Here is a 17,815-nt window from a genome sequence, read left to right on the forward strand (position 1 = left end):
ATATAGACAGGTGTATGCGTCGACCACGGTTCAAGGGATGATACATTGCCCTGCTAAGGCGCGGTAGACGCGGCGCGAGTCAGTTGCCGTTGCGGCCGGGCCCGCTGCGAACCGCGCCAGCTTCGGCCTCGCCCTTGATCCACGCGCTGAACAACTCGCGCAGCCGCGATTCGATTTGCGCGTCACGGGTCGTCCCCTCGCGCCGCCGCCATGCTCGCAGCGGGATCACCGCTTTGGCCATGTTGCGATGGCCGCCGGCGCTGCCGATATCGGCGAACAGATTCTTCACCGCCTCGCCCGCGTTGTCGCCGCTCATGCCATGGTTGCGCACACTTATCACCAGCTTGCCGCCCAACTTGCCTGCGACCGCCACCCACGCCACGCCCTCGAACTGCAGGCAGAAGTCCGCCATCTGCACGATCAGGTCGTCGCGCTCGACAGGGCCAAGATTGAGCACGACCAGGCGATCCTTGACCACCATCCGTTTCATCGCGCGCGCCAGGATTTGCGCGAAACTGAGCGGCAGCTCGGGACGATCGATCTGCCGGAGCATACTGTAGTTGGCCAGCGGAACCAGACGCGTGAATGCTTGCAGGTCGTCGTCGGTCACGCGGCGCGACAACGCCAAAGTGTCGCTGCGAATTCCGTAGAGCAACGCAGTCGCCAGACGCTCGCTGATTTTTTCGTCAGCCGTGACCAGGTACTCGGTCATGATCGTCGCAGTCGCGCCGTATTTCGTACGCACGTCCTCGAACGCGGCGGCGCCGCCGGGGTAGCCGGTATGATGATCGATCACGATATCGGCGCGCGGAATTTTCTCGCCAAAGTACGGCGGCTGAACATCGACCATCGCAATCTTGTCGAAGGCGCGCAGCTCCTCCGTATCGGCCGGCAGGATTTCGATCTCCAGCAGATGCTCCATGGTGAGATTTTCCGGCCGCGTGACCGGCTTGAACGCGAACAGCGGCGTGGTCTGCTTGTTGCGCCCGAGCAGCGTACGCAGCGCCATCGCGCTCGCCATCGCGTCGGGATCGGGATCGTCCTGCAGCACGATCGCAACCCGATCGCCTTCGCCGACCATCGCGCGCAATTCCTTGATTTTCTGCCTGGTGAACGCCTGATCCATAAGATGAAATAGTCCCGCGCCGCATCGAGTGACGACGGGTGAAGTCGTTGGTTTAGCCGCGGACAGCTCGGGCGCGGGCGTTTGGGGCGCGATCGGCTCGAATAACGGAATCGGCGGTCCGAAAATGCAAGCGGTCGTCTCGGTCTTGGCGAACCGTGGAAGAATTCATGGGTTATCCCGAAATACCACAGCGCAAAGAGTTGAAGCAATGATATAGAATAACAGCCGCCTATGGATTCCACCGATTCCCATTCCAACAAATTTCACTGTGCGATCTGCCGGCGCGCGTTCGCCGAGTGGTTGCTGCGCATATCCGTCGAAGATACCGCGGGCTTTCGCCAGCAGGCCTTTATCTGCGGCAACTGCGCGGTTAAACTCCGGCTCGCCTCGGAAAAAAATCGCGACCTGCAAATCGATCCATGGATACACGAGGCGGTCGCAAGCGTGCTGCGCGGCAAGAATCCCGACAAGCCGGAAAACTAGGCGGGCTGGTCCAAGGAAGAAAACCAATCGATGGCGGACGAATCGAGATCCGGCCGTTCGGACAAGTCAGATTCGCAACCCGGCAACGCGGCCGGTGCGGACCGATGGCCCCGCGAAGAAGCTCGGCGGCTTGCAGAGCGCGTCGCAGCCTACGAGCCCGCTCGTCCGGTAATTTTCCAGAGCGGCTTCGGACCGTCGGGATTGCCGCATCTGGGCACGATGGCGGAAATCCTGCGTCCGTCGTTCGTGCGCAAGGCGTTTCATCTGATCGAGCTGTCGCGGCCGTCGCGGCTGATCGTTTTCATCGACGATCTCGATGGACTCCGCAAAGTGCCGGAGAACGTGCCGAACCGGGCGGATTTCGACCGGTACCTGGGCCTTCCGGTCTCGAAGATTCCCGACCCGTTTGGATGCTGCGCCAGCTTTGCCGATCACATGATCGGGCAGCTCCGCAAATTTCTGGCGCCGGTCGAGGTCGAGTACGAACTGATGCGTTCGGCCGAGATGTATTCGTCGGGGCGCTTCGACGAGGGACTGAAGCTGATCCTCGACAAGCACGCGGAGGTAACCGCAATCATCGCGCCGACGCTGCGCGAGGAAAATCGCGCGGGATGGTCGCCGTTCATGCCGATTTGTCCCAACTGCGGGCAAGTCGTCGAGCGAACGGTCTCGGCGTACCACACCGAGCGCGCATCGATCGAGTTCATCTGCGAAAAAAGCGCGGGTGGCAGGTCGGGATGCGGTTTTCGCGGCGAGCAGTCGGTGCTCGGCGGGATGGCGAAGGTGCAATGGAAGGTCGATTGGGCGCTGCGATGGTACGTGCTCAAGGTCGATTACGAATTGTACGGAAAGGATCTCACCGACTCGGCGCGGCTATCGGGACAAATTCTCCGCGCGCTGGGTGCGCAGCCGCCGCTGGGATTTCCGTTCGAGATGTTCCTCGACGAGGAAGGCCGCAAGGTCTCGAAGTCAGTCGGCCGCGGCGTGACGGTTGAACAGTGGACGCGCTACGCGCCGATCGAGGTGCTCAAATTTTTCCTGCTGCGCAATCCGCACCGCGCGCGCAAGTTGTTTCTCAAGGCGATTCCGCAATACGTCGATGAATATCTCGACGCGTTGTGCGAATACGCGGCCGCGCCGGAAGAAAAGAAGCGCGAATCGCCGCTCGAATACGTGATCCAGAAAAGCACACCGAAGCGATTCAACTCAGAGTTGAGCTTCGGGTTTATCACGAGCCTTGTTCCTGCTCTGGGCACTGCTGACTCCAACGTCATCGTTAGTTATTTGCTCAAACGTGATCCCAATTTTGAGGGAGAGGAAAACACCGCGTCGATGGTCGCAGTTCTTGTAGAGTGCGCGATCAATTACTACAAGGACTTCGTTGAGCCCACGAAGCAGCCTTATAGTTTCTCGGACGTTGAGCGCGAACAGTTGAAAACCCTTGCTACTTGGCTGAACGATCACCCAAATGCGAACGCGGAGGAAATAGAAAAGCGAATCTATGACTTGGGCCGTGAGTATTACCCCGACAAACCCGGCAAGATCTTTCCGCTCGTCTACCACGCGATCCTTCAACAGGTGCGGGGCCCTCGTCTCGGCGCTCACATCGCCGAATTCCGACTCAGGGCAGTCAAGAGGCTCCAAGAAGCCGCGAGCGTCGGCATTGCCTAGACGAATTCGGCGAACACGGAGTCGGCCATTTCCAGGCCGCGATCCGTCAATTTGATTCGGCCGCGATCGAGCGTCAGCAACCCGTTGTTGAACAGCGGGGTCGCGACGATCCCGAAGATGCATTCGAAGTTGCGGCCGAAGCGCTCGTGAAAATCGGCCAGCGCGAAGCCTTCGCGCAGCCGTAGATTGAGGAACACAAATTCGCTCTGCGCGGCGGCTTCATCGATTGTTTCAGCGCCGGTCTCCGCATTTGCGCGCTCCTCGATCGCAGAAATGTAGCGCGCCGGGAGCTTTTCATTCCACCATCGCTTTCGCTGGCCGCCGCGCCCGTCACCTGCGTAGCTATGAGCGCCCGCGCCGATTCCGAGGTACGTTCGGGCGCGCCAGTATGTCAAATTGTGGCGCGCTTCGTGGCCGGGCGCTGCATAGTTCGATATTTCATACATCGAGTAGCCGCGCCGCGGGATTTCTTCGCGCACCGTTTGATACATCGCGGCCTGCTCGTCAGTCGCGAGCTGTTTGATTCGTCCGCGCTTCAAGTCCGTGAAAAAGGCGGCGCCTTCTTCGAAGGTCAGGTTGTAAGCCGAGATGTGATCCGGTTCGAGCGCCGCCGCGGATTCGACGTCGAAGAGAACATCGGCAACCGTCTGTCCCGGAACCGCGAAGATCAGATCGAGATTGAGGCGATCGAAGCCGGCGCGATGCGCCATCCTTGCGGCTGCGCGGGTTTCGTCGGCGCAATGGATCCGGCCGAGAAACTTGAGCGTCGCGGCATTGAACGATTGCGCGCCGAAACTGATTCGATTCACGCCCGCCGCGCGCAGCCCGCCGAGTTTCGCCAAGTCCACGGTGCCGGGATTCGCTTCGAGCGTTATCTCCGCGTCGTGTTCGATCCCGCAAACGCGATTGGCGGCGTCGATAATCTCACCGATGGATTTGGGATCGAACAGCGACGGCGTTCCACCCCCAAAAAAGATTGTCCGGATGCGCCGGCCCGAATACGACGGAGTGTTGGCCCTGTATTCAAGCTCCGAAATCAGCGCGCGGGTGTATTGCGCCTCCGGCCATGACGACGCCGCGTGCGAATTGAAGTCGCAGTACGGACACTTCGATTGGCACCACGGAATATGGACGTAGAGCGAAAAGCTCACACGACGATTGTAGCGCGCCTTGAACGCCCGCTACTACGCGCGCGAGGCGGTCGCTATACTCCCCGTGCCAGAGGGAACTTGTCCGAAATCGCACCCAATCATCAGGATCGCAGCGAACCGCGCGTCGAGGCGCGCCCCGGCCCGGCGAGCGCGAGCGGATCGGGCACGAGCCAAGCCGGCACGATCGCCGCGGGCGTGTTGCTCAGCCGGATTGCCGGTCTCATCCGGGACAGCATCTTCGCGCATTTCCTCGGCGACTCGGCCACCGCAGACGCGTTCAAGGCGGGGTTTCGCATCCCGAACATTCTGCAGAACCTGTTCGGCGAGGGCGTACTGTCCGCGTCGTTCATCCCGGTTTACGGAAAACTGCTTGGCGAGGGCGACAATGAAACCGCCGACATGGTCGCCTGGGGCGTCGGCGCGATTCTGACTCTCGGCGTATCGGTGCTGGTGGCGATCGGCGTGATGGTGACCCCGTATCTGATCGACGTGATCGCGCCGGGCTTCGAGGGCGACAAGCGCGACTTGACGATTCAGATCGTGCGCATCCTGTTTCCCGGCGCGGGATTGCTCGTGATGTCGGCGTGGTTTCTCGGCGTGCTGAACAGTCATCACAAATTTTTCGTCTCGTACACCGCGCCGGTGGCGTGGAACGTCGCAATGATCGCGGCGCTCCTCTATTACGGGCCCCGCCGCTCGCCGGACGGGCTTGCGATCGCGATCTCGTGGGGGTCGGTCGTCGGCTCCGCTTTGCAGATCGCGGTACAGGTTCCGCAAACGCTCGCGCTGCTGAGAAAGAATCGCATCGACTTCGCGCGCGTCGCCGCGCCGCTCAGGTCCGTGTTCCACAATCTGACGCCCGTGGTCGTCAGCCGCGGCGTCGTCAACCTGAGCGCTTACGTGGACAACATGCTGGCGAGCCTCTTGCCCACCGGCGCCGTCGCAGCGCTCAACTACGGCCAGTTGCTCTACATGGTGCCGATCAGCCTGTTCGGATATTCGGTGGCCGCGTCGGAGTTGCCCGCGATGTCGCGCGCCGCGGGTGCGATGCCCGAGCAAATGAGCGCGATTCTGCGCGTGCGATTGAACCGGGGACTGCGCCAGATTGCGTTCCTCGTGGTCCCGTCGTCCGCGGCTTTTTTGATTCTCGGCGACGTGATCGTCGCGATGGTTTATCAATCCGGCGCTTTCACCCGCGCCGACGCCGTTTACGTGTGGGCCGTGCTCGCGGGCTCGGGGGTAGGGCTGCTCGCAGCCACGATGGGCCGGTTGTACAATTCGGCGTTCTACGCGCTGTTCGACACTCGCACTCCGCTTCGATTCGCGGTAATCCGCGTCGTGCTGACGCTGGTGCTCGGCTATCTTTGCGCGATCCCGCTGCCGCCCATGCTCGGAATCGCGCAGAAGTGGGGCGTCGCCGGATTGACGGTGTCGGCGGGCGCGGCAGGATGGGTCGAGTTTGCGATGCTGCGATGGGCGCTGAACGGGCGCATCGGATGGACCGGGCTCGAGCGTTCGTATCTGGCGAAGTTGTGGGCGCTGGCTCTTGGAGCCGCCGCGCTCGGGTTCATCTTGAAACTTCGGATGGCGGGATTCGGGCCGCGCATCCAGGGGTTGGCGATTCTTTCGACTTACGGCGGGCTCTACTTATTCGGCGCCTGGATGCTTGCGATGCCGGAGCTCAAGCAATTCACCGACCAGATCGCGCGCCGCCTTTCCCCGCGCGCGGCTTCGAATTCATCCGATCGATAGTCGCGCTGCTGGAGCGTCCGCCCAGCAACGGCGCCAGCGCCACTGTTCCTCCGCGTGACTCGACGAACGCTTGACCGTCAACCCGCTTGCCGCGCCAATCCTCGCCCTTGATCAAAACGTCGGGTTTAACCGCGCGAATAATTTTCTCGGCGCGCGTTTCGTCGAACACAACCACGTAATCAACCGCTTCCAGCGCGGCGAGGATTCTCGCCCGCTCGGCCGCAGGATAGATGGGGCGCGCGTCGCCCTTAAGCCGACGCACGCTGCGATCGCTGTTGAGTCCGACCACGAGCAGGTCGGCCTGCGCGCGCGCAAACGCGAGCATCTGGATATGCCCGGCGTGCAGCAGATCGAAGCATCCGTTGGTGAACGCGATCCGCCGACCGCCGCGCCGCTCGCGCTCCAGCGCCGCCTTGAGTTCGTCCACCGAATGGATTTTGCGCTCGTAGCTTAAGTGAGCGGGACTCAGTGCGCGCGCGAGATCCTCGCGCGTGATCACTTCCGTGCCGATCCGGGTCACCTCGATACTCGCGGCCAGATTCGCGATCGTCGCCGCCGACGAGAAGCCCAGTCCCGCGATCGAAAACATCCCGAACACGCTCAGGACCACATCGCCCGCGCCGGTCACGTCGTAAACCTCGCGCGGCACCGTCGATACGTACGTGTCTTTGCCGCCGCGTTCCGCCAGATACATCCCGTCGCGGTCGAGCGTTATCAGGCACGCTTCCAGGCCGAGCTTGCGCACGAGAGCTTCGGCCGCTTTGCGCCACGCGACGCGGTCGGTGAGGTGCATCCCGGTGGCGACTTCGGTTTCGTGACGATTGGGCGTGAGCGCGGTGGCGCCGCGATAAATCGAAAAGTCCTCCGTCCTGCGCGGATCGATTATCACCGGGATGCCGCGCGCCCGGGCTCCATCGATCAGCGCCCGCAACACCGCCGCAGTCAGCATCCCCTTGTCGATATCCGATATCAGCACGCCGTCGCAGTTGCGAAGTTCGGACTTGACTCGCGCAATCAGCTCGCGTTCGCGCGCGGGCTTGAGCGGACTGGGGTCTTCCTCATCGACGCGCAGCAGTTGCTGGGTCGCGCGATGGGCCGCCTGCACGGAACCGAGCATTCGATCCTTGACGATGGTGGGGCGGTCGGGATCGATCAGAATCGAGCGGGTATCGATTCCCAGATCGGCGAAAATCTCGCGCAGCAGACCGCCGTTGCGATCCGCGCCCACCACGCTGAGCGCGCTCACGTCCGCGCCGAGCGCGCGCAAGTTCGCCATCACGAAGCCCGCGTTGCCGGGCTTTTCCTCGCGGCGTTGCACGCGCAGGATCGGAATCGGCGCTTCGGGCGAGATTCGCGCGACGTCGCCCCACAGGTAGCGATCGAGAATTACCTCGCCGGCTACCAACACGCGCAATGGTTTGAGCGCAGGCAGGCCGTGCTCGTGACGCGCGGATTCAGGGCGAGCGGAAGAGGGCGTTTTGCGTCGAGTCATGATGCGGCATCTTACGCCGCGGCGCCGCCCGCGTTAAACGGTTGAACAGCTAAACAGCCAAGCACAGTCGAAAACGCGGACGCTCCTCTCACCTGATCGCGTAGCCGCCATCGACGTACACGATCGATCCCGTTACGAAGTCCGACGCCTGCGAGGCCAGAAACACCGCCGCACCCGCCATCTCTTCGGGCTTGCCGAAGCGGCCGGCCGGGGTGCGCATGATTATTTCCTGGTACATCGGTCCGCTCTGCGCGACCGCCGTCATATCGGTTTCGATCCATCCCGGCAGGATCGCGTTGACCTGGACGTTGTGGGGCGCCAACTCGATCGCCATCGTCCTGGTCGTCTGCACCAGCGCGCCCTTCGCGGCGGCGTAGGGTATTCCGGTCTGCGAGCCGAACCGGGAATATTCGCTCGCGATATTGATTATCTTGCCGTGCTTGCGAGCGACCATCGATTGCGCCGCGATCTGGGAAAGGAAAAAGCATGAGTTCAGGTTCGTTTCGATCACTCGATCCCAGTCCTCGGCCCTGAAATCCAGCGCGCTGCCCATGATCACGATTCCGGCGTTGTTGACGAGAATCGCGACGGGTCCCAGCTTGCGCTCGACTTCCTCCATCGCCGGGCGCAGGTCGTCGCGCCGCGTCACGTCGAGCTGGATCGCTATCGCCGGTACGCCCGCCTTCGCGAGCTCGTCCACAACGGCGCGATTCTTCTCTTCGTTGCGCGCAAGGATCGCGACCGCCGCGCCGGCTTCGGCCAGGCCGAGCGCGATCCCGCGCCCGATTCCGCCGTTGCCGCCCGTAACCACGGCGACCTTGCCGCTCAAATCGAACATCTTTGGACTCGCCATAACGCTTCTCCCACGCGAGCAGTTGGACAGCGAATGCTCAGCGCTTCTATATTGGCGTTTCGCACCCGCCGCAACCGAACGCCATAAGCGGCGCGCGGCGCGATTGGTGCAATCTCCGACGGAGAAAAAATCACGACGATGGGACTACGGACGGCTGAACAGTACAAAAGCTCGCTGCGCGACGGCCGCGCGGTGTTTTTCAGGGGCGAAAGGGTGGCGGACGTAACCGCGCATCCTGTTATCGGAATAGCAGTCGAGCACGCGGCGCTCGACTACCGGATGGCTCACGATCCGAAGTATCGCGGACTCGCCGTCGTGAAAGAGGGCGACGACGAGTACAGCCGCTACTACCATATTCCGCAAAATGGCGACGACTTGCTAAAGCGCAGCGCGCTGATCGCGGCCTCGACGCGCGAGGGCGCGACGCTGGTGGTGTTGATCAAGGAAATCGGCACCGACGCGCTGCTCGCGCTGCATATTGTCGGCGAACGGCTTGCTGCTGCCGGCAAGCCCGAGTACCGCGAGCGCATCCACAAGTACTACCGCAATTGCCGCGACAACGATCTCGCCGTCGCCGTCGCGCAAACCGACGCCAAGGGCGATCGCGCGCTCGGGCCCACGCAGCAGGATCATCCGGACTACTACGTGCGAATCGTCGAGCAGCGCCCCGACGGCATCGTCGTGCGCGGTGCGAAGGTCCACACCAGCGTCTCGACCAACACAAATGAGGTGATCGTCCTGCCCACCCGTGCGATGCGCGCCGAGGACAAGGCCTACGCCGTCGCGTTCGCATTGCCGATTAACACGCCGGGACTGAAGCTGCTCGCATCGCCCCACGGAAGCTCGCCTAAAAATGATTTCGAGCATCCGATTAGCGCGCGGCACAAGATGATGGAGACGTTGACGGTCTTCGACGACGTGTTCGTGCCCCAGGAGCGTGTGTTCCTGCAAGGCGAGATCGACTTCGCCGGGTTGCTCGCGCTGACCTTCGTGCGATTCCATCGCTTCACCGCCGTCTCGTACAAACTGCCGCTGCTCGAACTGATGGCGGGCGCCGGCCACGCGATCGCCGAGGCCAACGGAATCTCGCGCGCGGGTCACGTCCGCGACAAGCTCACCCATCTCGCGGCGTATCACACCACCGTGCGCGGACTTATCGAGCATGCCGCGCGCACCTGCACGTTCGAGGACGGCGTCGCGGCGCCGAATACTCTCCTCACCAACGTCGCGAAGTATCACTTCGCCCACAACTACCATCAGGCGGTGCAAATCGTGCAGGACCTCGCCGGAGGTCTGCTGGTGACGGCGCCTGCCGCTGAAGATCTCACCAGCGAGGCGACCGGCGCTTACGTGCTCAAATACATGGGCGGCGCGAAAGGTTTCGATGCCGAGAAGCGTCTCAGGCTGCTAAACCTGATTGGCGATCTGACGTCGTCGGATTTCGGCGGCTACCAGGAAGTGCTCGCGGTGCACGCGGAAGGCGGATTCGAAGCCGAGAAGTTGCAGGCTTACCGCGAGTACGACTTCAAGACGGTGGCCGCATACGCGCGCAAGCTCGCGGGGATCTGAGAGCAACAAGGGTGCTTACTTTTCGGTCCTCAACCAGATCTCCCCCCCGGCGCGAAGTTTCTAATGCAGTTCGCCGCCGCCGGCGACGTTGATCGTTTCGCCGGTAATGTTTTCCGCTTGGCACAAATAGACCACCGCCTCGCCTATATCGGCCGGGGTCTGCTCGCGCTTGAGGAACGTGTTGCGCGCGATAAATTCGTCGAACGCCGCCTCGCGATTCATCCCGTACTGAACGCCGACGATCGGACCGAGCACGTCGGTCCACATCGCAGTGCGCAGGTACCCGGGGCATACCGCGTTGACGCGAATGTTCGCCGGGCCAAGCTCTTCCGCCAGCGATTGCGTGAAGCCGACCGACGCGAACTTGCTCGCGCAGTATGCCGATATGCCGCCGTGACCGGTCTTGCCCGCCACCGACGCGATATTCACGATCGCGCCCTCGCTCTGCTTCATCATGTGCGGGATACACGCCTTGGCGCACAGGAACTGGCCCTTCACATTCACCGCCATCACGCGGTCCCATGCTTCTTCGGCCAAGCCGCTCACCGGCCCGAACGCGATGATCCCCGCGTTGTTCACGAGGATGTCGATGGCGCCGAGTTTCGCGACCACCTCCGACGCCATCCGCTCCAGGTCGGCGAACCGCGTCACGTCGGCGAGGATCGGGATAGCCTTCACGCCGATTCCCTTGACTTCCTCGACCGTGCGATTCAGTTCAGTTTGCGCGCTGAGATTGTAGGTAAGCGCGCGGTCTGCCGGACTCCCGAGATCGACGAGCGCGACGTTTGCACCCGCCGCCGCCAGCTTGAGCGCGATTCCGCGGCCGATTCCCCGCGCCGCGCCGGTGACGATTGCATTCTTGCCCTTGAGTTCCATCCGATTTTTCTCCCCGCTCTACGTGCTATCTCTAGCACGACGGCTGCGGATAGCGGCAAGCGCGCAGCCGGCGTTTACTCAAACGCGTTCTCGCCCGTGATGTCGCGGCCGAGGATCAACGTATGCACGTCGAAGGTGCCCTCGTAGGTGTTCACCGTCTCCAGGTTCAGCATGTGACGGATCACCGGGTACTCGTTCACGATTCCGTTGGCGCCGAGCATGTCGCGCGCGTCGCGTGCGATCTTGAGCGCCTCGTTGACGTTATTTCTCTTTGCGAACGAGACGTGCTCCGGGCGCATCTTGCCCTGATCCTTCAGATGAGCCAGCCGCAGGCAAACCATCTGCGCCTTGGTGATCTCGGTCAGCATCCTCACCAGCTTTGCCTGCACCAGTTGATAGCCGGCCAGCGGACGCGAAAATTGCTTGCGCGATTTCGTGTAATCCAGCGCGCAATGGAAACACGATCGCGCCGCGCCGATCGCGCCCCACGCGATTCCGTAGCGCGCCTGCGTCAGGCATCCGAGCGGACCCTTCAGCCCGCGCGCTTTTTCCAGATGCGCTGTCCTGGGAATTCGCACGTCCTCTAAAATCAGTTCCGAAGTGATCGACGCGCGCATCGAAAATTTTCCGTGGATATCGCGCGTCGAAAATCCCGGCGTCCCCTTCTCGACGAGGAACCCGGTTATACCCTCCTCGACCTTCGCCCACACGATGGCGACGTCCGCGATCGAGCCGTTCGTGATCCATCGCTTGGTCCCGTTGAGGATCCATCCATCGCCATCGCGCCGCGCCCGCGTTTCCATCCCGCCCGGGTCCGACCCGTGGTCAGGCTCAGTCAGACCGAAGCAGCCGATCAATTTTCCCTTGGCCATTTCCGGCAAGTAGCGCTGCTTCTGTTCTTCGCTGCCGTTTGCATAAATCGCGTACATCGAAAGCGCGCTTTGCACGGACGCGAACGAGCGCAACCCCGAGTCTCCTGCTTCGAGCTCCTGCATGATCAGACCGTACGCCACGTTATTCATGCCTGCGCATCCATAACCCTTCAGATTAGCTCCAAACATCCCAAGCTCGGCCATTTGCGGTACGAGATGCATTGGGAAGGTTTCATTCGCAAAATGGTGCTCGATCTGCGGGATGATTTCGCGATCCACGAAGCGTTTAGCCGTGTCGCGGGCCATCCGTTCTTCATCGGTCAGCAGTTCGTCGAGGTGAAAAAAATCGAGGTCTCTTAATAAATCCAACATCTTGCGCTCCTTGCGATTTTCGAAAGGCGTTTTACTATAAGATTGTGGACGCAGACCGCCGCCACAGTCCGGCCGCGTCGAGCGATCTTCTGGATTACCGGAATCATGCCCTCTCGTATCCTGCCCTCTCGACCCACGCGCGTTCGTTCCGTGCGCTGTTTGAGGGCCGATAATTTTGTCATCATGGCTACTACTTGCGTCAGAGTGATCTATCACGTAGGCTTATGCGCCAAGTCGGTAGCATGCATATAGAAACGCTAAAGGTCTTCTGCGACATAATCGAGAGCGGAAGCTTTTCTTATGCCGCATCGCAAAACTTCGTTACTCAGTCGGCGGTCAGCCAGCAGGTCCGAAGCCTGGAAGAGAAGTACGACTGCCGATTGATAGAACGCGGACGAGCCGGAGTCAAACCCACGCCGGCCGGACAGATTCTGTACACCGCCAGCAAGGAAATCGTGCGCCGTTTCCTGGAATTGGAGAATCGGTTGCGTGAAATCGGCTCGGTGGTCGCGGGCACGATTCGCGTCGGCACCGTTTACAGCGTTGGCTTGCACGAATTGCCGCCGTATCTGACCGAATTTCTCCGCAACTTTCCGGCCGTCAATGTCCATCTCGAATATCTGCGCTCGAACAAAATTTACGAAGACCTCATCGAAGGCAAGGTCGATCTTGGCGTCGTTGCCTATCCGGCCAAGCGCAGCCAAATCGTCTCGGTGCCGTTTCGCCATGACGAACTCGTGCTCGCCGTGCCGCCCGACAATCCGCTGGCCAAGCACTCGAAGGTAAATGTCGGACAGTTGCAGGGTCAGAAGTTTGTCGGATACGAGCGCGATATCCCGACCCGAAAGGCCTCCGATCGAATCCTGCGCCAGTACGGCGTCAAGCCGATCTACGCGCTCGAATTCGACAACATTGAGACCATCAAGCGCGCCGTCGAGATTGGCCTTGGATGCGCAATCGTGCCCCGGATGACGATCGAGAACGAGGTCGCGCGCGGCACTCTGCGGATGCTCGAGTTCCAGGAAGGGAGCTTTCTGCGTCCGCTGGCGATCATCTACAAGCGCGGCCGCGAACTCTCGCCTGCGGTGCACAAGTTTATCGAGGTGCTGACGACCAGCAACGTCGTGCCCCGTGCTCGCGGCGACAAGACCGGCGACAAGACCGAGCGCGCGCCGCGCGGCGAGCGCGCTGAACGCAACAACGACGCGAACAACTCGGATCGCGCCGAGAAGGCCGAGAAAGCGGAGAAGACCGAGAAGACGGCGTAGGCCGTGGCGACGGCAGCGCAGTGCTAAGACCGCGCTCCGTTGTCGCGCGCGGCCTTTTAATACTGGCCTCCCGTGCCAACGGGTACAGGATCAGGTGCAATCTACCGCACTTTACTTCAGCGCGGCGCGCAGCCGCTCGCGATCGAAGCCCGCGATCATTTCTCTGCCCGCGACGACGATCGGCCGCTTGATTAGATTCGGCTCCTTCACCATCAGCGCAAACGCCTGCTCGACCGTGAGCGATTTACCCGCCAGGCCCATCGCCTTGAAGGCCGGACTGCGCGGGTTTAGAAAATCGCGCGGGTCGCGGCCCGCAAACAGATCCTTCAGCTCACCGGCACTCAGAGGAACTCGCGCGTAGTCGCGCTCGTCGAGCTCGGCGCCAAGATCCTTGCGCAGGAAACTTCGCGCGTCGCGGCAAGTGGTGCAGGTGGATTTCCAGACGAAACGGATCTTCTTCATGCGCGACCTTCCACGTTCCGGCGTCTTGCTGCTACTCGATGTTCGAGTTCGGCGCCGATGCGCCCGCGGGACCGCTGCCGTGATCCAGCGGCTGCCCGCCTGCCGACGACGAGCCCGCCTGCGGAAGCGGCGCTATCGGCGCGACGCCACCCGACGATGAACTTGTCGAGGGACCTTCAGGCGGGGTTGCGGTCGGCCCGCTGAAGTTGATCGGCTCCTGACCGGCCAGCATTTGCGGCGTCACGACGTAGTCGCCGCCGAACGCACTGCGCCACACCGTGTCGGCAGCCTGCGTGTTGCCGGCGGTCACCAGGTAGGTTCCGCCGCCAACGAGGCCGCCGAGCAGCGCGTAAACCAGCTTGGCGGGGATATAGAGAACATTGCAGAACAACGCGCCGACGCCGTAACCCATGCCCGGCCAGTTGACGGCGTCTGCGTTCGGCTCCGGGACCTGCGTTGGCGTCCCGGCGCCTGCCGGCTGCGTCTGTGCCGCGGCGTACTCTGCCAGCGGACCGGCCGGCATCGCGAGCATCACCGACAATCCCAGCGCGATCACGGCGAATCTGAAACTTCTTTTCCTCATGATTTCCTCCACCGCCGCCTCGGGCGTAAATTGCTACTCGGTTTTGACCACCGCCTCGGCCGGCAGCAGCCCCATCAGATGACGAAACGCGCGCTCGAGATACTCGGCGTCCTTCGACTCGAGCGTCAACTTCACGCGGTAGTCGGGATCTCCGATCCGCGGATACGAGCCCAGCATCAACTCCGGAAAATTGCGCATGCAGTCGTTCAGCTGATCGGCGATCGTGCCCTCGCCGGCGGTCAGGTAAATCGCGCGCATGAAATACGGGTCGGTCGCAAAACGGCTGCTCAGCGCCCGCAGCTTGGCCTCGAACAGTTGCGGAATTCCAGGCAGCACGTACACATTTTCGATCTGCACGGTCGGGAAACGGATGTCGCCGGCTTCGTTGAGGACCGCGCCCTCAGGCACTTCGGCCATCTTGAGGCCTGCGCCGACCGAGCGCTCGCGGTAATATTCGCGGATGAGGCGCTCGAGGTCGGGATGGACCACGAGACGCCGGTTGAATGCGCGCGCGACGCCTTCCATCGTGAGATCGTCATGGGTTGGGCCGACGCCACCCGAAGTGATCACGAAATCGAAGTTGCGCGAGCAGTACGAAACTTCGCCCGCGATCGCCGCAAGTTGGTCCGGGATGGTTGCGATACGGGCCAGCGCGACGCCAATCTTGTGCAGCTCGCGAGCCGCGAAATACGCGTTGGAATCCTGAACCTTGCCGGAAAGGATTTCGTTACCCACCACAACCAGCGCGCAACTGCGTTCTCGCATTCGACTGCAGGCTCCCTGCGCGATCCGCCTCGGACCGCATTATCGCAAGCGGCGGCCATCAGCGGCAATGGGGTAACCCAGTGTGAAACAGCGATGCCTACGACGGGCCGGCGTCGTCGACGTCGGGCGCCGACGCCTCGATAAACTCCTTCAGCCGGCGCTTGAGCCGCGTTTCGATCTGCCGCACCCGTTCGCGGCTGATTCCGAAGCGCGTGCCGATCACCTGCAGCGTCTCGGGATCCTCCGACAGCAGGCGCGCCTTGAAAATCTCCAGCTCCTTGCCCGCCAGCGTCGCGGCGAACTGCTCGACCTTGTCGTGGGCGAACTCGCGCCACTCGCGGTCGGCCGTTTCGGTTTCCGGGTTGTGCCCGGCGTCGGGGATTACGTCGAGCAGCCGCGTATCGTCGTCGGCGCCGGCCGGTTGATCGAGCGATAGCTCGCTGTGCCCCATCCGCTCCTGCATCTCGCGCACGTCGCTTTCCCGCACCCCCATCCGATGCGCCAGCAAAAGAGGTTGCGGCTTGAATCCCTCGCGCTCCAGCCGGTCGGTCTCTTTGCGGAGATTGAAGAACAGTTTGCGCTGCGCTTGAGTTGTGCCGATCTTGACCAGCCGCCAGTTGTTGATCAGGTAACGGTAGATATACGCGCGCACCCACCACACCGCGTAAGACGGAAAGCGGATTCCATGCTCGGGGTCGAAATTCTTGACCGCTTCCATCAGGCCGACGTTGCCCTCCTGTATAAGGTCGAGCACGTTTTTCGTCGCCCGCGCGAACTCGAACGCGAGTTTCACGACCAGGCGCAGATTGGCGGTGACCAGCCGGTAAGCGTCCTCCGGATCCTTGTCCTTGACGTAGCGCCGCGCGATCACGGCCTCCGCCTCGCGCGACAGCAGCGGGAAGCGGCGAATCTCGGCCAGGTAGCGGCCCAGCGGATCGGCGGCTACGAGCGCGCCGCCGTCCTTGGCGGCGTCGGCTTCAACCTCGGCGGACTCCACGGGTTCTGCGGCCGCTTCGTCGTCGGCGCCTGCGACCGGATGAAACTCGGAGACTTCGATCGGCGCGTTTTCGTCGGCAGCTTCGGCGACGGCGCCGGCTTCGAGGTCGAGATCCGATTCGGACTCTTCAGGTGCGATCGGCTCGGCGATCGCGCGCCTGCGACGAACTTCGCCGCCGGCTTTGCTATCGCGTTTCGTTGTGCGCTTGCGACCGATCGGTTTGCCGGGTTTGCGCGCCACAGGCTGGCTCCAGCTCCGCCACACGCTGGCATGAGATGCGGACACCAATGCTCGAGCCGTCGGCGGCGAGGAGCTGTGTCGGTTGTTGTCGAATCGATCGTGCCCGGTCAGGCGTCGGGTTCTTCGATCGTGACCTTGCCGGCGGCGATTTCGCGCAACGCCGTGACTACTTCTTTGTTGTCCGATTCCACCAGTGGCCGCGCGCCCTTGAGCAGCTGTTTGGCGCGCCGCGCCGCGCCGAGCACGAGCTCGAAGCGGTTGGGGATGTTTTCCAGGCAATCTTCAACGGTAATTCGTGCCATTAGGCATCAATTCTCCGGTGCATCGCGCCTCTTGTCAACGCACCCGAGATCGGGCCGCGCGCGACAACGGAGCGCGGTCTTAACACTGCGCTGCCGTCGCCACGGCCAGGGGCCGCGCGCGACAACGGAGCGCGGTCTTAACACTGGGTGCAGGGCTCAGCCCTGCGGCTTGACGAACTTGAGCGTCATCCGGTCACTCTCTCCGATTGCCAGATACTTGGCGCGATCCTTTTCACCCAGGCGCAAGGTTGGCGGCAGATACCACACCGGATGGTCCCGCAGGTCCTTGGGATTTGCATTGATTTCCGAGGCGCCCGCCAGTTTGAAGCCGGCCTGCTCCGCGAGTCGGATCATATAGTCCTGGCGCACATATCCGTTCTTGGCGAGAGGGTCCTGCGGCTGCGAGGGATCGGCGCGATGGTCGGTTACGCCCAGGATTCCGCCGGGTTTCAGCGCGCGGTAAAAGGCCTTGAAGTAGTCTGCCGCGTTGCCGTGCGCGAGCCAGTCGTGGACGTTGCGAAAGGTCACGACCATATCGGCCGTGCCTGCGGGCGCGATGTCGGTTTCGGCCGGCGGCTTGAGCGTGCTCACGATGATCCGGCCGTAGACGGCGGGATCGGCCTTGAGCTTGTCCTCGAAGGTCTTGGCGCCCGGTCCGCCGCCCACCGCTTCGTAGAGCTTGCCGTGGTCCTTGAGAAAGGGCGCCAGGATCTCGGTAAACCAACCGGCGCCGGGCGAGATCTCGACCACGGTCATCTCGGGCTTAATCCCGAAGAAAGTGAGCGTTTCCAGCGGATGGCGATATTTGTCGCGGGCCTTATTTGCCTCGGAACGATGCGGTCCGGCGATCGCCGCGGCAAGCGCGGCCTGCGTGCCGGTGTCGTCGCGGGCTGCTCTCGCCGACGGCATCGGCGAGATCGCAACTATCGATAGAATAAGCAGGACGAACAACGGGAATCGGATTCGGTGCTTCATTTGCAT

General features: G+C 62.3%; 17 protein-coding genes. 5 read left to right on the top strand and 12 right to left on the bottom strand.

The features are described 5' to 3' along the window. Positions 1 to 79: 79 nt before the first annotated feature. Entirely contained in the window at positions 80 to 1,126 is a 1,047-nt protein-coding gene (locus ABR989_RS06170) for a DHH family phosphoesterase (RefSeq protein ID WP_428126627.1), read from the bottom strand. A gap of 231 nt (positions 1,127 to 1,357) precedes the next feature. Here ABR989_RS06170 and ABR989_RS06175 point away from each other — a divergent pair, with 231 nt between their 5' ends. Beyond that, complete coding sequence (locus ABR989_RS06175) at positions 1,358 to 1,609, top strand: hypothetical protein (RefSeq protein WP_428126629.1); 252 nt, start codon at positions 1,358 to 1,360, stop codon at positions 1,607 to 1,609. A gap of 30 nt (positions 1,610 to 1,639) precedes the next feature. Beyond that, positions 1,640 to 3,280 (top strand): lysine--tRNA ligase, encoded by a 1,641-nt coding sequence (gene lysS, locus ABR989_RS06180; RefSeq protein ID WP_428126632.1) that lies wholly within the window; start codon positions 1,640 to 1,642, stop codon positions 3,278 to 3,280. Here lysS and hemW read toward each other — a convergent pair. Next, a complete protein-coding gene (gene hemW, locus ABR989_RS06185; protein ID WP_428126634.1) occupies positions 3,277 to 4,431 on the bottom strand; it encodes a radical SAM family heme chaperone HemW in 1,155 nt (384 codons plus the stop codon). The two genes, lysS and hemW, sit on opposite strands and share 4 nt — an antisense overlap. 78 nt (positions 4,432 to 4,509) lie before the next feature. Between hemW and murJ the strand changes: the two genes are divergently transcribed. Then, on the top strand, positions 4,510 to 6,183 hold the full coding sequence (gene murJ / locus ABR989_RS06190) for a murein biosynthesis integral membrane protein MurJ (RefSeq protein ID WP_428126636.1): 1,674 nt from the start codon (positions 4,510 to 4,512) through the stop codon (positions 6,181 to 6,183). On the opposite strand, the gene ABR989_RS06195 is transcribed toward murJ, so the two are convergent. Further along, entirely contained in the window at positions 6,122 to 7,675 is a 1,554-nt protein-coding gene (locus ABR989_RS06195) for a PfkB family carbohydrate kinase (protein ID WP_428126639.1), read from the bottom strand. The genes murJ and ABR989_RS06195 overlap by 62 nt on opposite strands. Before the next feature lie 88 nt (positions 7,676 to 7,763). Beyond that, positions 7,764 to 8,528, bottom strand: a complete 765-nt coding sequence (locus ABR989_RS06200; protein WP_428126641.1) for an SDR family NAD(P)-dependent oxidoreductase — start codon at positions 8,526 to 8,528, stop codon at positions 7,764 to 7,766. Between the two features lie 138 nt (positions 8,529 to 8,666). Between ABR989_RS06200 and ABR989_RS06205 the strand changes: the two genes are divergently transcribed. Next, complete coding sequence (locus tag ABR989_RS06205; RefSeq protein WP_428126642.1) at positions 8,667 to 10,097, top strand: 4-hydroxyphenylacetate 3-hydroxylase N-terminal domain-containing protein; 1,431 nt, start codon at positions 8,667 to 8,669, stop codon at positions 10,095 to 10,097. Between the two features lie 60 nt (positions 10,098 to 10,157). Here the strand turns inward: ABR989_RS06205 and ABR989_RS06210 are convergent, their stop codons facing one another. Both ABR989_RS06210 and ABR989_RS06215 read right to left on the bottom strand, forming a co-directional pair. Then, complete coding sequence (locus tag ABR989_RS06210) at positions 10,158 to 10,973, bottom strand: SDR family NAD(P)-dependent oxidoreductase (RefSeq protein ID WP_428126644.1); 816 nt, start codon at positions 10,971 to 10,973, stop codon at positions 10,158 to 10,160. A 74-nt stretch (positions 10,974 to 11,047) separates the two neighbouring features. Continuing rightward, positions 11,048 to 12,217: an acyl-CoA dehydrogenase gene (locus ABR989_RS06215; protein ID WP_428126646.1), complete on the bottom strand. Its 1,170-nt coding sequence runs from the start codon at positions 12,215 to 12,217 to the stop codon at positions 11,048 to 11,050. A 242-nt stretch (positions 12,218 to 12,459) separates the two neighbouring features. Here ABR989_RS06215 and ABR989_RS06220 point away from each other — a divergent pair, with 242 nt between their 5' ends. Next, positions 12,460 to 13,485, top strand: coding sequence for a LysR family transcriptional regulator (locus ABR989_RS06220; protein WP_428126648.1), 1,026 nt, complete (start codon positions 12,460 to 12,462; stop codon positions 13,483 to 13,485). Positions 13,486 to 13,596: 111 nt separating this feature from the next. On the opposite strand, the gene ABR989_RS06225 is transcribed toward ABR989_RS06220, so the two are convergent. The 6 genes from ABR989_RS06225 to ABR989_RS06250 form a co-directional block, all read right to left on the bottom strand. Continuing rightward, positions 13,597 to 13,947 carry an arsenate reductase family protein gene (locus tag ABR989_RS06225; RefSeq protein WP_428126650.1) on the bottom strand — a complete coding sequence of 117 codons (351 nt, stop codon included), beginning with the start codon at positions 13,945 to 13,947 and terminating at the stop codon, positions 13,597 to 13,599. 31 nt (positions 13,948 to 13,978) lie between these two features. Next, a complete protein-coding gene (locus tag ABR989_RS06230; protein WP_428126652.1) occupies positions 13,979 to 14,530 on the bottom strand; it encodes a hypothetical protein in 552 nt (183 codons plus the stop codon). A gap of 33 nt (positions 14,531 to 14,563) precedes the next feature. Next, on the bottom strand, positions 14,564 to 15,295 hold the full coding sequence (locus ABR989_RS06235; protein WP_428126654.1) for a competence/damage-inducible protein A: 732 nt from the start codon (positions 15,293 to 15,295) through the stop codon (positions 14,564 to 14,566). Between the two features lie 97 nt (positions 15,296 to 15,392). Further along, entirely contained in the window at positions 15,393 to 16,577 is a 1,185-nt protein-coding gene (locus ABR989_RS06240; protein ID WP_428126656.1) for an RNA polymerase factor sigma-32, read from the bottom strand. A 62-nt stretch (positions 16,578 to 16,639) separates the two neighbouring features. Further along, positions 16,640 to 16,834, bottom strand: coding sequence for a DNA-directed RNA polymerase subunit omega (gene rpoZ / locus ABR989_RS06245; RefSeq protein ID WP_324094404.1), 195 nt, complete (start codon positions 16,832 to 16,834; stop codon positions 16,640 to 16,642). A gap of 156 nt (positions 16,835 to 16,990) precedes the next feature. Continuing rightward, positions 16,991 to 17,809, bottom strand: coding sequence for a class I SAM-dependent methyltransferase (locus tag ABR989_RS06250; protein ID WP_428126657.1), 819 nt, complete (start codon positions 17,807 to 17,809; stop codon positions 16,991 to 16,993). Positions 17,810 to 17,815: the final 6 nt, after the last annotated feature.

This window comes from Binatus soli (SeqCode), assembly GCF_050015535.1.
GTDB lineage: Bacteria > Desulfobacterota > Binatia > Binatales > Binataceae > Binatus > Binatus soli.